General features: G+C 65.9%; 16 protein-coding genes. 9 read left to right on the top strand and 7 right to left on the bottom strand.

Annotation, left to right across the window (positions count from 1 at the left end; translation table 11 throughout):
- Positions 1 to 7: 7 nt before the first annotated feature.
- The gene (locus tag AC1DEL_RS10025) at positions 8 to 508 is read left to right on the top strand and encodes a peptidylprolyl isomerase (RefSeq protein ID WP_092292681.1); all 501 of its coding nucleotides are present in this window, start codon (positions 8 to 10) and stop codon (positions 506 to 508) included.
- A gap of 70 nt (positions 509 to 578) precedes the next feature.
- The gene (locus AC1DEL_RS10020) at positions 579 to 1,382 is read left to right on the top strand and encodes a UDP-2,3-diacylglucosamine diphosphatase (RefSeq protein ID WP_092292679.1); all 804 of its coding nucleotides are present in this window, start codon (positions 579 to 581) and stop codon (positions 1,380 to 1,382) included.
- 34 nt (positions 1,383 to 1,416) lie between these two features.
- Here the strand turns inward: AC1DEL_RS10020 and cysE are convergent, their stop codons facing one another.
- Together cysE and AC1DEL_RS10010 are read right to left on the bottom strand one after the other, a co-directional pair.
- On the bottom strand, positions 1,417 to 2,160 hold the full coding sequence (gene cysE / locus AC1DEL_RS10015; RefSeq protein WP_092292677.1) for a serine O-acetyltransferase: 744 nt from the start codon (positions 2,158 to 2,160) through the stop codon (positions 1,417 to 1,419).
- Positions 2,161 to 2,410: 250 nt separating this feature from the next.
- Positions 2,411 to 3,334, bottom strand: a complete 924-nt coding sequence (locus tag AC1DEL_RS10010; RefSeq protein WP_477125562.1) for an RNA methyltransferase — start codon at positions 3,332 to 3,334, stop codon at positions 2,411 to 2,413.
- A gap of 215 nt (positions 3,335 to 3,549) precedes the next feature.
- Here AC1DEL_RS10010 and AC1DEL_RS10005 point away from each other — a divergent pair, with 215 nt between their 5' ends.
- Positions 3,550 to 4,374 (top strand): inositol monophosphatase family protein, encoded by an 825-nt coding sequence (locus tag AC1DEL_RS10005; RefSeq protein WP_441592093.1) that lies wholly within the window; start codon positions 3,550 to 3,552, stop codon positions 4,372 to 4,374.
- 57 nt (positions 4,375 to 4,431) lie between these two features.
- Here the strand turns inward: AC1DEL_RS10005 and AC1DEL_RS10000 are convergent, their stop codons facing one another.
- The gene (locus AC1DEL_RS10000; protein ID WP_441592092.1) at positions 4,432 to 4,902 is read right to left on the bottom strand and encodes a pilin; all 471 of its coding nucleotides are present in this window, start codon (positions 4,900 to 4,902) and stop codon (positions 4,432 to 4,434) included.
- Positions 4,903 to 5,151: 249 nt separating this feature from the next.
- Here AC1DEL_RS10000 and AC1DEL_RS09995 point away from each other — a divergent pair, with 249 nt between their 5' ends.
- The 4 genes from AC1DEL_RS09995 to AC1DEL_RS09980 all read left to right on the top strand — a co-directional run bounded on the left by AC1DEL_RS09995 (position 5,152) and on the right by AC1DEL_RS09980 (position 9,763).
- Positions 5,152 to 5,487 (top strand): BrnT family toxin, encoded by a 336-nt coding sequence (locus AC1DEL_RS09995; protein ID WP_441592090.1) that lies wholly within the window; start codon positions 5,152 to 5,154, stop codon positions 5,485 to 5,487.
- Entirely contained in the window at positions 5,456 to 5,752 is a 297-nt protein-coding gene (locus AC1DEL_RS09990) for a BrnA antitoxin family protein (RefSeq protein ID WP_441592088.1), read from the top strand. Before AC1DEL_RS09995 ends, AC1DEL_RS09990 begins: the two co-directional genes overlap by 32 nt.
- Before the next feature lie 352 nt (positions 5,753 to 6,104).
- Entirely contained in the window at positions 6,105 to 8,720 is a 2,616-nt protein-coding gene (mutS, locus tag AC1DEL_RS09985; RefSeq protein WP_092293299.1) for a DNA mismatch repair protein MutS, read from the top strand.
- On the top strand, positions 8,717 to 9,763 hold the full coding sequence (locus tag AC1DEL_RS09980; protein WP_369823388.1) for a hypothetical protein: 1,047 nt from the start codon (positions 8,717 to 8,719) through the stop codon (positions 9,761 to 9,763). The genes mutS and AC1DEL_RS09980 overlap by 4 nt, the downstream gene beginning before the upstream one ends.
- A 155-nt stretch (positions 9,764 to 9,918) precedes the next feature.
- Here AC1DEL_RS09980 and AC1DEL_RS09975 read toward each other — a convergent pair whose 3' ends face one another.
- On the bottom strand, positions 9,919 to 10,449 hold the full coding sequence (locus tag AC1DEL_RS09975) for an FKBP-type peptidyl-prolyl cis-trans isomerase (RefSeq protein WP_092292663.1): 531 nt from the start codon (positions 10,447 to 10,449) through the stop codon (positions 9,919 to 9,921).
- Between the two features lie 11 nt (positions 10,450 to 10,460).
- Between AC1DEL_RS09975 and AC1DEL_RS09970 the strand changes: the two genes are divergently transcribed.
- Positions 10,461 to 11,669, top strand: a complete 1,209-nt coding sequence (locus tag AC1DEL_RS09970) for a ribosomal protein uL16 3-hydroxylase (RefSeq protein ID WP_177219877.1) — start codon at positions 10,461 to 10,463, stop codon at positions 11,667 to 11,669.
- Positions 11,670 to 11,867: 198 nt separating this feature from the next.
- Positions 11,868 to 12,110: a hypothetical protein gene (locus AC1DEL_RS09965; protein ID WP_092292661.1), complete on the top strand. Its 243-nt coding sequence runs from the start codon at positions 11,868 to 11,870 to the stop codon at positions 12,108 to 12,110.
- 131 nt (positions 12,111 to 12,241) lie between these two features.
- On the opposite strand, the gene AC1DEL_RS09960 is transcribed toward AC1DEL_RS09965, so the two are convergent.
- The 3 genes from AC1DEL_RS09960 to dapA all read right to left on the bottom strand — a co-directional run bounded on the left by AC1DEL_RS09960 (position 12,242) and on the right by dapA (position 15,320).
- The gene (locus tag AC1DEL_RS09960) at positions 12,242 to 13,033 is read right to left on the bottom strand and encodes an MBL fold metallo-hydrolase (protein ID WP_092292659.1); all 792 of its coding nucleotides are present in this window, start codon (positions 13,031 to 13,033) and stop codon (positions 12,242 to 12,244) included.
- A gap of 70 nt (positions 13,034 to 13,103) precedes the next feature.
- The gene (bamC, locus tag AC1DEL_RS09955) at positions 13,104 to 14,372 is read right to left on the bottom strand and encodes an outer membrane protein assembly factor BamC (RefSeq protein WP_092292657.1); all 1,269 of its coding nucleotides are present in this window, start codon (positions 14,370 to 14,372) and stop codon (positions 13,104 to 13,106) included.
- Positions 14,373 to 14,435: 63 nt separating this feature from the next.
- A complete protein-coding gene (gene dapA, locus AC1DEL_RS09950) occupies positions 14,436 to 15,320 on the bottom strand; it encodes a 4-hydroxy-tetrahydrodipicolinate synthase (RefSeq protein WP_477125563.1) in 885 nt (294 codons plus the stop codon).
- Between the last annotated feature and the right edge of the window lie 42 nt (positions 15,321 to 15,362).

Below are 15,362 nucleotides of genomic sequence, written 5' to 3'. Positions count from 1 at the left end.
TAACGCCATGTCCAAGGTACAACTGCACACCAACCAGGGTGTCATCACCATCGAACTCGACGCCGAAAAGGCACCGAAATCGGTCGAAAACTTCCTGTCGTACGTGCGCAAGGGCCACTACGACAACACGGTTTTCCACCGCGTGATCAAGAACTTCATGATCCAGGGCGGCGGTTTCGAACCCGGCATGAAGCAGAAGGACACCGACGCCGCGATCGAGAACGAAGCCGGCAACGGCCTGAAGAACGACAAGTACACCGTGGCGATGGCCCGCACCAACGCGCCGCATTCGGCCACGGCCCAGTTCTTCATCAACGTGGTGGACAACGACTTCCTGAACTTCAGCTCGCCCACGCCGCAAGGCTTCGGCTACGCCGTGTTCGGCAAGATCGTGGAAGGCACCGAAGTGGTCGACCAGATCAAGGCCGTGCGCACGGGCAGCTCGGGCTTCCACCAGGACGTACCGGTGGATGACGTGGTGATCGAAAAGGCCGTTGTGGTCGAATAAGTGTCTTTGCACCAATCCTGTTGCAATTAATGCTCTCCGCTGGCGGCATGATCCCGAACCCTCGACGCGCATGACCGCCACGCCCCGCCCGCCGGCGTCCGCGCCCCTGCCCTTGCAGGTGCCGGCGCCGGCGTGGTTCATTTCCGACCTCCATCTCACGCCGGGCATGCCCCGCACGCTGGCCGCGTTCCGGCGTGTGCTGGACCGCGCCGCGCAAGACGCGCGCGCGCTGTTTATCCTTGGCGATTTCTTTGAATTCTGGGTCGGCGACGAAGAAACGGCCTCGCCGTTCGCCGCCGATGTGGCTGCGTCGCTACGGCGCCTGGCCGATGCCGGCGTGTCGGTGTACCTGATGCACGGCAACCGCGATTTCCTGATCGGCGCGCACTTCGCGGCGGCTGCCGGCGCCACGCTGCTGCCCGATCCCACGCTGATTGAGTGTGCCGGCCAGCGCGTGGTCCTGAGTCACGGCGACATGCTCTGTACCGATGACGTCCGCTACATGCGCTTCCGCCACTGGACGCGCAAGCGCTGGGTGCAGCGGCTGTTCCTGGCGTTGCCGCTCTCGGCACGCATGGCCGTGGCGCAACGGCTGCGCGCGGACAGCGAGGCAGGCCGCGCGCGGCAACTGGCCAATCCGGCCGCCACCCCACCCACCTACGGCGATGCCACGCCCGCCGCCGTCGCCGCGCTGCTGGACGTCCATGGCGCCGCCACGCTCGTCCACGGCCATACCCACCGGCCCGCGCGCCATGCCCACGGCGAGACCGTGCGCTGGGTGCTGACCGACTGGGATCTCGATGGCCGCCATCCGCGCGCGGCCGTGCTGCGGCTTGGCGCGGATGGCTTCACGGTGCTGCCCCAACTCGACTAGGTCGACTAGGTCGACCGAGGCAGCGATCCGTTGCCTACTTCATCATCTTGCGCAGTTCGCTCGCGTCGAAGCGGTCGTTCGGTGTGTTTTCGAGATGCTCGCCAAGACGGTCGAGCGCGGCCAGCACGGCCTCGATGCGATCATGCTGCTTGGCGGCGTTGTCGATCAGGCTTTTGAGCGCCAGCGAGACCGGGTCGTCCGCGTTCGGCGTGATGCCGTAGGCCGAGAACTCCTGCTTGGCGCCCTGCTGCGCCGCTGGCGCGTCAGGCATGATGATGCGCGCGGGAATGCCCACGGCCGTGGCGCCAGGCGGCACCGGCTTCAGCACCACGGCGTTCGAGCCCACGCGGGCGCCATCACCCACAACGAAGCCGCCCAGCACCTTGGCCCCGGCGCTGACCACCACGCCCGCGCCCAGCGTCGGATGCCGCTTCTGGCCCTTGTATAGCGAGGTGCCGCCCAGCGTCACGCCCTGGTAAATCGTGCAGTCGTCGCCGATCTCGGCGGTCTCGCCAATCACCACGCCCATGCCGTGATCGATGAACACGCGCCGGCCCAGCTTGACCGCCGGATGGATCTCGATGCCGGTGAGAAAGCGCGACCAGTGCGAAATCCATCGGCCCAGCCAGTGCAGGCCACCGCGCCAGCACACGTTGGCCACGCGGTGGAATATCACGGCGTGCAGCCCGGGATAGCAGGTCAGCACTTCCAGACGGCTGCGCGCGGCGGGATCGCGCAGCATGATCGTGTCGATATCTTCCTTCAGGCGAGTGAACATCTTTATCGTGTCGTGAGCGGTCGCCGGCGCCGTGTTTGGCCGGAGCGCTTTTTTTAGTATCAAGGGACAGGACTCGGGGGACGTCCAGGCGCGCGAGCAGGGAGTGTAAGAGATTTGTGAGCCTGCCGCCCGGCCATGGGCGCCGCCCCCGACGTCGTCAGGGACTTTGCGCGGGGCCCGGGTTCAACATCGTGCCGGCGTGGGTGCCAGAGATGCAGGGATCAACACTGCCGCGATAGTCGTCACAGTCTTACGGTTCCTTGTCAGTCTCGCCGGGCTTATCGGACGTCTTGGACGGTTGGGACGTTTTGGAGGTTTCGATCTTGTCCGATGGGTCGCCCGCCGCGATCATCATCCGCTTGGCAATGCCGCGCAGGATATTGACCTCCTCGCGCTCCAGCCCGGCCCGCGCGAACAGGCGCCGCAGACGCGACATCAGCTTGCGCGGGTTGGTCGGATCGAGAAAGCCGATGGCCGCCAGGCCCGCCTGGAGGTGACCGAACATCGATTCGATCTGCTCGGCCGTGGCGGGCTCCCCAGCATAGCCGATATCACGCGAGGCGTCCGGGCGCGCCTCGGGCGCGACCAACAGCGCCAGACGCATCTCATAGGTGATCAACTGCACCGCCTGGGCGAGGTTCAGCGAGGCATACGCCGGATTCGCCGGAATGTGGGTCACGGCGGCGCAGCGCTCCACCGCGTCGTTGGGCAGGCCGTAGCGCTCGTTGCCGAACACGAAGGCGATCACGGCATCGGGTGCTGCTGCCAGCACTTCATACCCGCGCGCTGCGGCATCGCGCGGCAGCAGGCGCGGCGGGCCGAACTCGCGTTGGCGGGCGGTCATCGCCACGGTATAGGCCGCGTCAGCCAACGCGGATTCGATATCCGGGACGATTTGTGCATCAACAAGCACATCGCCAGCGCCGCTGGCCATCGCCACGGCATCGGGGTGATGGCGCACGTCCGGCTCGCGCGGGTTCACCAGCACAAGGCTGCCGGCCCCCCCGCCAAAGCCCATGGTCTTCATCGCCCGCGCGACCGATCCGACATTGCCGGGGTGGCTGGTTTCGATGAGCACCACGCGCACACGGTGAAAAATGGAAAACGCATCACTTACAGGCGTCGATCCGTCTGGCAGGGTCTTTTGGGTTTCCGAAGCGGAGTCTTTGTTCATTCAGTGGAGTTCAGGTAGCCGGGCTCGTGCGGTGGGCCGGCTTCCTATACAATGCAGCCTTCAAATTTGTGGGTGCGGCGCCGGTTGTCCGGGCGGCGTGCCTCGTTCTTCTACAATTCGTTGTGTTGTTCGGCCGGTTATTGGGCCCCCCGCACGCGCCGCCGCGAGGCCTGGCGTGCCGGTGCGCGCCCCTGCCCCGCCGCCTGGAGAGATTCATGCATCCGATGCTCAATATCGCCGTCAAGGCGGCCCGCAAGGCGGGTTCCATCATCAACCGCGCGTCCATGGACGTCGATCTCGTGCGCGTTTCGCGCAAGCAACACAACGATTTCGTGACCGAGGTCGATCGCAGCGCCGAAGCCGCGATCATCGAGATTATCCGCACCGCCTATCCCGAGCACGCCATTCTAGCGGAAGAGTCCGGCCAGTCCTGGGTCGACGGCGATCCGGAAGCCGAATACACGTGGGTCATCGACCCGCTGGACGGCACCACCAACTTCATCCACGGTTTTCCGCAGTACGCGGTCTCCATCGGCCAGTTGCACAAGGGCGTGCCCGTGCAGGCCGTGGTCTACGACCCCACGCGCGATGAACTGTTCACCGCCAGCAAGGGCGCCGGCGCGTTCCTGAACAACCGCCGCATCCGCGTGACCCGCCGTGACAAGCTGGCCGACTGCCTGATCGGCACCGGCTTCCCGTTCCGCGACCTGGAAGGCGTGGACGAATACCTCGAAATGTTCGCGCTGATGACGCGTAGCTGCGCCGGCCTGCGTCGCCCGGGCGCCGCCGCGCTGGACCTGGCCTACGTGGCCTGCGGCCGCCTGGACGGCTTCTTCGAACGCGGCCTGAAGCCGTGGGACATGGCCGCCGGCATGCTGCTGATCACCGAGGCTGGTGGCCTGGTGGGCAACTACGCGGGCGAATCGCGCCAAATGGAACAGGGCGAAGTGCTGGCCGGCAACCCGAAGGCGTTCGCGCAGATGGTGCGTCTGCTGTCGCCCTTCTCGTTGGACAACGCCAAGCCGTCCGCCGCGATCTAAGCGACCCACGCGGCTCGCTGCACGCTACAACAGGCGCCTCCGGGCGCCTGTTTTTCGTTAACTCTCGAGCGTGCAACCGCTCGGCAACACCATCGACGTGAGGCCATCGCCGCGCACGGCACAGGTCCATCCACCGTTCGTGAGCCTGCCAACCGTGATCCGTGCACCGCGCACCAGGGGATGCACCTCGCCATCGAGCAGCACGACGATCGCGCCCGAGCCATCGGCATTGAACGCGAAGGTATCGGCCGTCGCCGTCAGCGTCGAGCGCACGTAGCCAAGCGTGCCCACCGGGTCCGGGAACGCGAACACGCCGTTGTGAATGCGCTCCTCCACGGCCGTCTTGTAGTTCGCGGCCTCCCAGAACCCGCGTGAGATCTGCGTCTTGATGATGTATTGCTGATAGGCCGGAATCGCCAGCGCGGCAAGGATGCCGATGACGGCCACGACGATCATCATTTCGATCAGCGTAAATCCCCGGCGCAGCCGCTGGGGCAGTCGGGGGTTGTCTGTTGGGATGTTTGGCATCGCGCGATTCCGGCAGGTTGACCGCCTACTCCTATCCAAACTACGTGCCAGCCGCGAAAAGCCCCAAAAGTGACAGGATTTGGCGCAATTCCGCCGCCGAACCGGCGTGGGTGACAGTTTGCCGCGTGACATATCCGCCGCCTGACAATTCTCGTCAGGCGCGCCGACGTTTTTTCAGAATCCTCCCAAAGACCTTGGGCTGCCCGGCCCCTACGATGGGTTGCACCAGACAATTCCCATATTTTATGCATGGGCAAAAAATATCTTGACCCGTTTCTTTGTTGTCCATACACTAATTCCGTCTTCATCGAGTTCGATGCCGCCAAGGATCTCGTCAACCGCTTCAAGCATGGCGTGTCGCTGGAGGTGGCAGTCATGCTCGATCTGGACGCCGCGCAGGTCGTCATCGACACCCCCTACGACTACAACGAGGCCCGCACGATTGCGGTGGGTCCGATTGGTCAACGGATCTACGTGATGGTCTACACGATGCGCGGCAATGTGATGCGGGTGATCAGCCTGCGCAAGGCAAACCGCCGAGAGGTCTTGAACTATGTCGACAAAGCAAACGATCCACATTCCTGACGATGCCGAGGACGCCGCGATCACGCGCGGCGCACTCAGCGCCCCCGACAACCCGCCGCTGACCGACGCGCAGCTCGAGCAAATGCGCCCGGCCCCGCGCCGCGGGCGCCCCGCCCTGCCGCCGGAGGCCCGCAAGGTCACGCTGAACATGCGCGCGGACCGCGACGTGGTGGAGGCGTTCAAGGCCACCGGCGACGGCTGGCAGACGCGCATCAACGAGATCCTGCGTGCCTATGCACACACGCACCGGATGCTGCCGCGCTGAGCGCGGCGTGATTTCCGACAAGAAGGCCAGCGCTGAGAACATTTCTCACGCATTTTCAGAATTTGCCTCAAGGTGCGGGCACGGGCAGGCAGTAAAATGCCGCTTTGTGCCGTGGCGGAGGCAATCCGCCTGACGGCAATCGATATACCGGCGACCCACCGTGGCCGCCCGAGAGGAATGCATGTCCGTAGAAGCCCTTTCCGCCGATCGTGATGCCGGGGACGCCCTCGGCCCCACCCCTGACGTGCCTGCCACGCCAGACACGTCCGCCGAGGCGGCGCCTGGAGACACCACCGCCGCGCCGGACACCAAGTCCACCGCGAAGCGCGGCGCGCCCGAGAAGCACACGCCGATGATGATCCAGTACCTCCGCATCAAGGCGGATCATCCGGACACGCTGCTGTTCTACCGGATGGGGGACTTCTACGAGCTGTTCCATGACGACGCGGAGAAAGCCGCGCGGTTGCTGGACATCACGTTGACGTCGCGCGGACAGTCCGGCGGCGTGCCCATCCGCATGGCCGGTATCCCGTTCCATTCGGTCGACCAGTACCTGATCAAGCTCGTCAAGCTGGGCGAATCGGTGGCGATCTGCGAGCAGATCGGCGATCCGGCCACGAGCAAGGGCCCGGTGGAACGCAAGGTGGTCCGCATCGTCACGCCGGGCACGCTGACCGACGCCGCGCTGCTGCCGGACAAGGTCGACACGTTCCTGATGGCCGTGCACCAGCAGACCACGCGGCGCGGCATCAGCAAGACCGGCCTCGCCTGGCTGAACCTCGCCAGCGGCGAACTGCGGCTGATGGAGTGCGAGGCGGCACAACTGGGCCGCGAACTCGAACGGATCCGCCCCGCCGAACTGCTGTTTGCCGATGGCATCGACCTGCCGGCGCTGACCTGCGCGCGTACCCGGCTGCCGGAGTGGCATTTCGACCAGGATGCCGGCACGCGCCGGCTGCGCGAGCAGATTGGCGTGGCAAGTCTGGAACCGTTCGGCTGCGCGGGCCTCGGCGCGGCGCTTGGCGCGGCCGGCGCGCTGCTGAATTACGCGGCGGCCACCCAGGGCCAGTCGCTACGGCATGTACAGGGCGTGACCGTCGAACGCGAATCGGAATTCGTGGGCCTCGATTCGGCCACGCGGCGCAACCTGGAACTGACGGAAACGCTGCGCGGCGGCGAATCGCCGACGCTGTTCTCGCTGCTCGACACCTGCGCCACGGCGATGGGCAGCCGCGCGCTGCGCCACTGGCTCCATCACCCGCTGCGCGACCCCGCGCTGCCGCGTGCGCGCCAGCAGGCCATCGGCGCGCTGATCGCCCAGGACCCGGACGCCCTGCGCACCAACCTGCGCCGGCTGGCTGACGTCGAGCGCATCACGTCCCGGCTCGCCCTGCTGACGGCGCGGCCCCGCGACCTGTCGTCGCTGCGCGACACCCTGCGCGCGCTGCCCGACGTGCGCGCCACCGTGACGCTGGCCGACGACGCCCCGCTGCTGGCGCAGACCCTCGACGACCTCGAAATCCCGGAAGACTGCCTCGGCCTGCTGGTGCGAGCCGTCGCCGAGGAACCGTCCACGGTGCTGCGCGACGGCGGCGTGATTGCGCGCGGCTACGATGCCGATCTGGACGAACTACGAGACATTTCCGAGAACTGCGGCCAGTTCCTGATTGACCTCGAGGCACGCGAGCGCTCCCGTACGGGCATCGCCAACCTGCGCGTGGAGTACAACCGCGTGCATGGCTTCTATATAGAGGTGACGAACGGCCAGGCGGACAAGGTGCCCGACGACTACCGCCGGCGCCAGACGCTCAAGAACGCCGAGCGCTACATCACGCCAGAGCTGAAGTCCTTCGAGGACAAGGCGCTGTCCGCACAGGACCGCGCGCTCGCGCGTGAGAAGGTTCTCTACGAAGCGCTGCTCCAGGCCCTGCTGCCGCATATCTCCGCCCTGCAACGCGTGGCGGGCGGGCTGGGGCGGCTCGATGTGCTGGCAGCACTGGCCGAACGGGCCCGCACGCTCGACTGGGTCCAGCCCGAGCGCGTGAGCGAGAACGTGATCGACATCGTGCAAGGCCGCCACCCGGTGGTCGAGGGCCAGCTAGCCGCCGATTCGACCGAGTTCATCCCCAACGACTGCCAGTTGACCGAGGCGCGCAAGCTGCTGCTGATCACCGGCCCGAACATGGGCGGTAAGTCGACGTTCATGCGCCAGACCGCGCTGATCGTGCTGCTGGCATGTGTGGGCGCCTGGGTACCGGCGCGGCGCGCCGTGATCGGTCCGGTCGACCGCATCTTCACGCGGATTGGCGCAGCAGACGATCTTGCCGGCGGCCGTTCCACGTTCATGGTGGAAATGACCGAGGCGGCGGGCATCCTGCACCACGCCACGCCGTCCAGCCTTGTGCTGATGGACGAGATCGGCCGGGGCACCTCGACGTTCGACGGGCTGGCGCTCGCCTGGGCCATCGCCCGCCACCTGCTCTCGCACAACCGCAGCCACACGCTGTTCGCCACCCACTATTTCGAGCTGACGCAGCTGCCGCAGGAGTTCGCGCAGGCGGCCAACGTGCACCTGTCCGCCGTGGAACATGGCGACGGCATCGTGTTCCTGCACGCCGTGCAGGACGGCCCGGCGAGCCAGAGCTATGGCCTGCAGGTCGCCCAACTGGCCGGCGTGCCGCAGCCGGTGATCCGCGCCGCGCGCAAGCATCTGGCCTGGCTGGAACAGCAGTCCGCCGATGCCACCCCCACGCCGCAACTCGACCTGTTCGCCGCGCCCGCTGCGCCGCCGGACGAAGATGAGGAGGCGGACGGGGAAGGCGGGGCCGCAGCGTTGCCGGTCGATGCGGCCGCCCTGGAGGCGCTCGACGCGCTGGCTGACATCGACCCCGACAGCCTGACGCCGCGCGACGCGCTCGATGCGCTGTACCGGCTCAAGGCGCTGGCGGAGAGCAAGCCCTCCGTATGACGGCACATCGGCGGGTCTGGCGGCACATGGCGGTGGCCGCGGTTTGCTGGACGGCATGTGCCGGGCCCGGGCTCGCCCACGCGGCCCGGACCGGGCGCGTCGCGCCACCCCCGCCGGCAGCGGTGCAGCCCGTGCGCATTGCGCTGATCGCCGATGTGCCGCAATGGCCGGCGGCCGAGGCCGACACGGCCGCACTATTCGATCTGATGTCGACCCAGCAGGTGGCGCTGATCGTCCATGCCGGCGGCATCAAGGGCGATACCGAGTCGTGTGGCGATGCCGTGCTGAACGTGCGCCAGCGCGTGCTCGACGACGCGCCACTACCGCTGCTCTATGTGCCGGGCGAGAACGACTGGGCCGAATGCCAGAAGCCGGTGAACGGCGAGTTCGACGCGGTGGAACGGTTGAACCGGCTGCGCGAACTGTACTTCCCGGTGGACGCCACGCTGGGGCGCCGTACGCTGCCGGTTACGCGCCAGTCGGACCAGGCCACGTTCCGCAGCTACCGGGAAAACGCCCGCATGGTACTGGGCAACGTGCTGATCGTCGGCATGAACCTGCCGGGCGACAACAACCACTATCGTACCGAGGGCGGCCGCAACGGCGAGTTCGAGGACCGGCGCGAGGCCAATCGGCAGTGGCTCTCCCGCGCGTTCTCGGTGGCCGAGCAGCGTGACCTCGACGGCGTGGTGGTGGTCGGCCATGCCGATCCAATGTTCGGCAATGGCTGGGAGAAGCGTGGCAAGCCGACCCTGTTCGATGGCTTCCTGCGACGCGGCGCGCGTGATGGCTATCTGGAGTTCAAGCGCCAGTTGCGCGAACTGGCCGGCAAGTACAAGGGCCAGGTCCTACTCGTCCATGCGAGCGACAGCGGTTTCAGCGTGGACAAGCCGCTGCGGGACGCGGCGGGCAAGTCCATAGCCAATGTCACGCGCGTGGCCCTGCCGGTGGGATCGCCCTCCCGCTGGACCGAGTTGACGGTGTCGCCGGGCTCGCGGGCGGTGTTCCAGGTGAAGCTGCGCGACGGGGTGAAGGGCAACTAGCCGGAAACGGCGGGGAATTAAAGGAACTGCGAGCCCGAAAACCCAAAGAAAAAGCCGGCAATTGCCGGCTTCTTCGTTGTCCTGCGACGACCCCATCGCAGCACTGCGGCCCGCCTTGCGGACGGGCTCACGCATCGCTCAATTGTTTGGGAAGATCAGTGGAGCGTGCGAGGGCTGTCGTCGCCGTCCTCGTCCTCATCCACCACTTCGATGCCCGAGGCACCGTGGGCGTGGCCGTGCTCGACTTCATCGCTGGTCGCCTCGCGCACTTCCGACACTTTCAGCCAGAAACGCAGCGCCATGCCGGCGAGCGGATGGTTGCCGTCCAGCACCACCTTGTCTTCGGCCACGTCAGTGATCGTGTAGATGATGGAGTCTTCGTCGTCGCCGTCCTCGGGCACGCCCTCGAACTGCATGCCGACTTCCAGCGGCTCCGGAAAGCGATTGCGCGGCTCCACCTTCACGAGGTCGGCATCGTAGTCGCCGAAGGCCTCATCGGGTTCCAGCTGCAGCTGGGTCTCAAAGCCGGCGTCGTGGCCGTCCAGCGCTTCCTCGATCTTCGGGAACGTGCCATCATACCCGCCGTGCAAATAGACCATGGGCTCATCCGACTCTTCGATCAGATTGCCCTGCGTGTCCGACAGCTTGTACACCACGGACACCACCGTGTTCTTAGCGATTTTCAATTCTTGACTCCATGAGCGATTCCGCATTATACGCGCAGGCCTTGCCTGCGGGCCCCATCGATCCCGACGCGCCGCTCACGCTGCTTGGGGGCATGACACCCGCCGTGTTCATGCGCGAGATCTGGCACCGCAAACCTTTGCTGATTCGACAGGCAGTGCCCGGAATCGTGCCGCCTGTGTCGCGTGAAGCGCTTTTTGACCTGGCCGACCGCGAGGACGTGGAGTCGCGCCTGGTGTCGTACTTTCGCAACCGTTGGAAGCTCGAGCACGGCCCGTTTGCCGAGGACAACCTCCCTTCGCGCAAGGCCACCAAGTGGACGCTGCTGGTGCAGGGCGTCAACCTGCACGACCAGGCCGCGGCCGACCTGATGAGCCAGTTCCGCTTCGTGCCCGACGCGCGGCTCGACGATGTGATGATCAGCTACGCCACGGATGGCGGCGGCGTGGGTCCGCACTTCGATTCCTATGATGTCTTCCTGTTGCAAGTATCGGGCCGACGCCGCTGGCGCATTTCGTCACAAACCAAGCTCGACCTGATTCCCGACATGCCGCTGAAGATCCTGTCGGACTTCACGGCCGAGGAGGAGTGGGTGCTGGAACCCGGCGACATGCTGTACCTGCCGCCGCAGTACGCGCACGACGGGGTGGCCGAGGGCGAGTGCATGACCGCTTCTATCGGCTTCCGCGCCCCTGCCTACCGGGAGCTGGCCGGCCATTTCCTCGCGTGGCTATCGGAAACGGTGGAAGGCAACGAGGGCCTCGACGGCCGCTACGCCGACGCCGACGAGACCGCGACGGCGCATCCCGCGCAGATGCCGGCCGGGCTGGGCCGCGCAGTGGCCGAGCGGCTCCAGGCGATGAAATGGAACGGCGCGATGGTGTCCGAATTCCTCGGCTCGCACCTCTCCGAACCGAAGCAATCGGTGATGTTCGCCGAGGTCGAGGAGATTCCGCTGCGCAAGTACACGAAGCTGGCCCAGGCGCATGGCGTAGTCCTTGCTCCTGGTTCCATTGCGCTCTATGACCGTACGCATTTCTTCCTCAACGGCGAGGCCTACGAACCGCCAGCATCGCTGGCGAAATGGCTGCGTCGGCTGGCGGACCACCGTCATCTGACCGCTGCGGAGGTCACTGCGTGCGCCGCGCTGCCCGACTTGATGGATACCTTCCACGACTGGACGCTGGAAGGCTGGTTGCAGATTGCGCCTGTACGCGTGTAATAATGCGTAACAAAGAGAACCAGCAAATTTCGACTGTACACAAGCAGGGGAAACGCGGATATAATCGCCCGCTGGCTAGTACTGTGTACCACTGCATTGTCGGCACCCGGGAGAGCCTCAAATTTGCAGTTCAAGAGCGATAATTACCGGTAATTATTCATCGCCTGTTTTCAGTAATTAAAAGTTAAAGGACGAAAAATGAAGAAGTCTCTCCTGATCGCATCCCTGCTGGCAGCTGTTGCCCTGGCCGCTTGCGGCAAGAAGGAAGAAGCTGCCGCTCCGGCCGCTGACACGGCTGCTCCGGCTGCCACGGCTCCCGCCGCTGACGCATCGGCTCCGGCCGCTGCTCCGGCTGCTGACGCATCGGCTCCGGCCGCTGCCCCGGCTGCTGACGCATCGGCTCCGGCCGCTGACGCTTCGGCCCCGGCTGCCAAGCAGTAATCGGATTACTCCGATAAAAAAGCCGACCTTCGGGTCGGCTTTTTTATTGCCCGCGATTTACTCGCGGCGCGCCCGGTAGTCCGGCGCATCATCTCGACTTCAGCACCGTTCCGGCCTCAGATAATCTTGAATCACATGCCGCGGACCGGTTGCCATCCCAGCCCCTCCTCCTGATCTGCAATCAGGATCTCCTCCGGCGCCACCCCCAGCACGGCCGCAAGTGCCCCCGAGGCCAGCGCGCGCGTGTTGTTCTGTTGACTCAAATGAGCGGCCACCACGCGTGACAGCCCGCCATGCGCCACCCGCGACAGGATCGCCGCCGCCACTTCATTGGCCAGGTGCCCGAAATCCCCGCCGATACGCCGTTTCAACGAATACGGATAAGCCGAATTCCGCAGCATCTCGCGGTCATGGTTGCACTCCAGAACCAGCGCATCCACGCCAGCGAGCCGCGCTGTGACGTAGGGCGTCTCCATGCCGGCATCGGTTAGCACGCCAAGCCGCGCGTTGCCATCGGTCAGCACGAACTGAAGCGGCTCGCGGGCATCGTGCGGAACCGTGTACGGCAGAATCTGCAAGCCGCCCACCGAGAACGCGTGGTCGGCGCAGCACACGCGCACATCGGCCACATCGGCGCCGCGCATGTGCGCGGTGGCGAGCCAGGTGCCGTGACTGGTATGAACCGGAAGCTTGTGGCGCGCGGCGAACGCGTAGGCCGAACCCACGTGGTCGCCATGCTCATGCGTGACCAGTACCGCGTCGAGCTGGCCCGGCGTGACGCCGAGCCGCTCGAGCCGGCGCGCGGTCTCACGGATGCCGAACCCGCAGTCGAGCAGCACACGGGTCACCGTGGTGCCATCGACGGCCTCGATCAGCAGCGAGTTGCCTTCGCTGCCACTGCCCAAAAAAGCAAAGCGCATCATCGATGCGCTCGCTCGGGATGGCTCCCGACGGCAGGAGCCGTCGGGACCGTCTGACTGCGACAAAGACCCATCAGTGCAGTTGCTCGTCCAGCAGCGACAGGATCTTCTTGCCGATTTCGGTGTTCTCCGGCTGGCCGGCCTCGTTCAGCACGGTGACCGTGGTGCCCGTGCCGTTGCCCTTGAGCGCCACGCGGTACTTCTTGGCCGTCTTGCCGTCGTTCGCCTTCGTGAACAGCTTCGAGAAGAAGCCGCGATCGTCCACGCTGGTACGCGGATCCACATAGCGCACGTAGTACAGGCCCTGGGCACGGTCACGATCTTCCACCGTGAAGTTCACGCGATCCAGCGACAGGCCGACCGAGCGCCAGGCGCGATCGAACGGCTCCGGCAATTGCAGCGCCGGCGTGCCATTGACTTGCGACATAAACGACTTGCTGCCGTCGGCCGACGGTGCGCCGGTGGCTGCAGCGGCGCCGATGCCAGTGGCGGCGGCGGTGCCCACCGCTGGCGTGGCGGCATTGGCGGCCGCGTCATTCGTGCCGATGCCGGCCGGCGTCGGGTTCTTGGCCATGCGGTCGGCCTGCTCCTTCTGCACGCCCAGGCGCTGGGCCAGGCGGGACAGGAATTCGGCTTCCAGCTCAGGATCGGCCGGGCGCGGCGTCCAGACCGTGCTGGTCTTGTCCACACCGGTCAGCTGTTCCTGCGCACCGCGATGGCTGATGAACACCTCGAGCTGGCCGTTCTGCGACCGCTCCACGCGCGTGCGGAACTTGTCGCGCTCGGACGTCGAGTACAGGCCGTCGAACACCTTGCCAATGGTGTTGCGGATGATGTCCTGCGGGATCTTGGCGCGGTTCTCAGCCCAGTCCGTTTCCATGATGCCGGTCTCGGGCGAGTCCTGCACCAACAGGAAGCCGCTCTCCTGCCAGAAGCCGCGCAGGGTCTGCCAGAGCTGGTCGGCACGCATGCCGTTGCTGATCACGAGCCAGCGCTGGTTGCCGTCGCGTTCCATGCGCACGCCCTGGGCGCCCGGCAGCACGTTGTCGGTCGGGCTGGCCTCGCGGGCACGCCCGGCGTTGGCCTGGGTGTAGTTCGAGAGCGTGGACGTGCCAGAGGCATCGGGCACCGTGTAGCGGCGCTCGCCGTCGAGCTTGGTCAGGTCCGGCGGAATGTCCAGCGATGCCGTCTTCTTGCCCTGGGACTTGTAGTCGATCTTGTCCGGCTGCATGGCCTCATTGATGCTGCTGCAGCCGGCGATCAGGGTCAGGGCCAGCACGGGCGCGACCATGGCGGCACGGCGGACTTGCGTCGCGCCGCGACGGTTAAGCTTCTGTTTCATTGACACGTAATCCTGGTTTCAAGAAGGCGGCGATACGCCAAGGTTCAGCCGGTAAGGTTAAGGTCAGGCGAGCAGGCCGGCGTTGGCCAGCGCGCGGCGCACGGTCTCGTGCTGCGCTTCGGCCAGCGGGGTCAGCGGCAGGCGGATGCCGCCGGCCATCTTGCCCATCTGTTGCAGCGCCCACTTGACGGGAATCGGGTTGGCCTCGACGAACATCGCGCGGTTCAGCTCGATCATTTCCATATGCAGCCGGCGTGCGGTCACCACATCGCCGTTACGCGCCGCCACGCACATCTCGTGCATCTTGCGCGGCGCCACGTTGGCCGTCACGGAGATATTGCCGTGGCCGCCCAGCAGGATCAGCGCCACCGCGGTGGGGTCGTCGCCGCTGTAGATCGCGAAGTGTTCCGGCGCATCCTTGATCAGCTGCGCGGCCCGGTCGATGTTGCCCGTGGCCTCCTTCACGCCGACGATGCCCGGCACCTGCGCCAGGCGCAGGATGGTGTCGTTGGTCATATCGGCCACGGTACGGCCCGGCACGTTATACAGCAGCACCGGCAGCTCCACCGCTTCCGCGATCGTGCGGAAATGGCGGTAGATGCCTTCCTGCGTCGGCTTGTTGTAGTACGGCACCACCTGGAGCGACGCATCGGCGCCGACCTTCTTGGCGAAGGCGGTCAGCTCGATGGCTTCCTTGGTGGAATTGCCGCCCGTACCGGCGATGATCGGGACGCGCCTGTTGGACTGCTCCACGGCCACGCGGATCAGTTCGCAATGCTCTTCCACGTTGACGGTCGGAGACTCGCCCGTGGTGCCCACAATCACGATGCCATCGGTGCCTTCTGCCGCATGCCAGTCGATGAGGGCGCGCAGCGCGGGGTAATCCAGGCTGCCATCCTCATGCATCGGGGTGACGATGGCCACGATGCTGCCGGTAATCTGTGTCATAGCTTAAGGAAACTCGGGAAATCGAATATTCGGGATTGTACC

Source organism: Cupriavidus sp. 10L43_2 (genome assembly GCF_056395265.1).
This window is presented reverse-complemented; position numbering and strand designations above follow the sequence as displayed.

Coding starts and splice junctions, on each gene's coding strand:
- AC1DEL_RS10025 (WP_092292681.1), top strand. CDS start 8: ATGTCCAAGGTACAACTGCACACCAACCAGGGTGTCATCACCATCGAA.
- AC1DEL_RS10020 (WP_092292679.1), top strand. CDS start 579: ATGACCGCCACGCCCCGCCCGCCGGCGTCCGCGCCCCTGCCCTTGCAG.
- cysE (WP_092292677.1), bottom strand. CDS start 2,160: ATGTTCACTCGCCTGAAGGAAGATATCGACACGATCATGCTGCGCGAT.
- AC1DEL_RS10010 (WP_477125562.1), bottom strand. CDS start 3,334: ATGAACAAAGACTCCGCTTCGGAAACCCAAAAGACCCTGCCAGACGGA.
- AC1DEL_RS10005 (WP_441592093.1), top strand. CDS start 3,550: ATGCATCCGATGCTCAATATCGCCGTCAAGGCGGCCCGCAAGGCGGGT.
- AC1DEL_RS10000 (WP_441592092.1), bottom strand. CDS start 4,902: ATGCCAAACATCCCAACAGACAACCCCCGACTGCCCCAGCGGCTGCGC.
- AC1DEL_RS09995 (WP_441592090.1), top strand. CDS start 5,152: ATGGGCAAAAAATATCTTGACCCGTTTCTTTGTTGTCCATACACTAAT.
- AC1DEL_RS09990 (WP_441592088.1), top strand. CDS start 5,456: ATGTCGACAAAGCAAACGATCCACATTCCTGACGATGCCGAGGACGCC.
- mutS (WP_092293299.1), top strand. CDS start 6,105: ATGATGATCCAGTACCTCCGCATCAAGGCGGATCATCCGGACACGCTG.
- AC1DEL_RS09980 (WP_369823388.1), top strand. CDS start 8,717: ATGACGGCACATCGGCGGGTCTGGCGGCACATGGCGGTGGCCGCGGTT.
- AC1DEL_RS09970 (WP_177219877.1), top strand. CDS start 10,461: ATGAGCGATTCCGCATTATACGCGCAGGCCTTGCCTGCGGGCCCCATC.
- AC1DEL_RS09965 (WP_092292661.1), top strand. CDS start 11,868: ATGAAGAAGTCTCTCCTGATCGCATCCCTGCTGGCAGCTGTTGCCCTG.
- AC1DEL_RS09960 (WP_092292659.1), bottom strand. CDS start 13,033: ATGATGCGCTTTGCTTTTTTGGGCAGTGGCAGCGAAGGCAACTCGCTG.
- bamC (WP_092292657.1), bottom strand. CDS start 14,372: ATGAAACAGAAGCTTAACCGTCGCGGCGCGACGCAAGTCCGCCGTGCC.
- dapA (WP_477125563.1), bottom strand. CDS start 15,320: ATGACACAGATTACCGGCAGCATCGTGGCCATCGTCACCCCGATGCAT.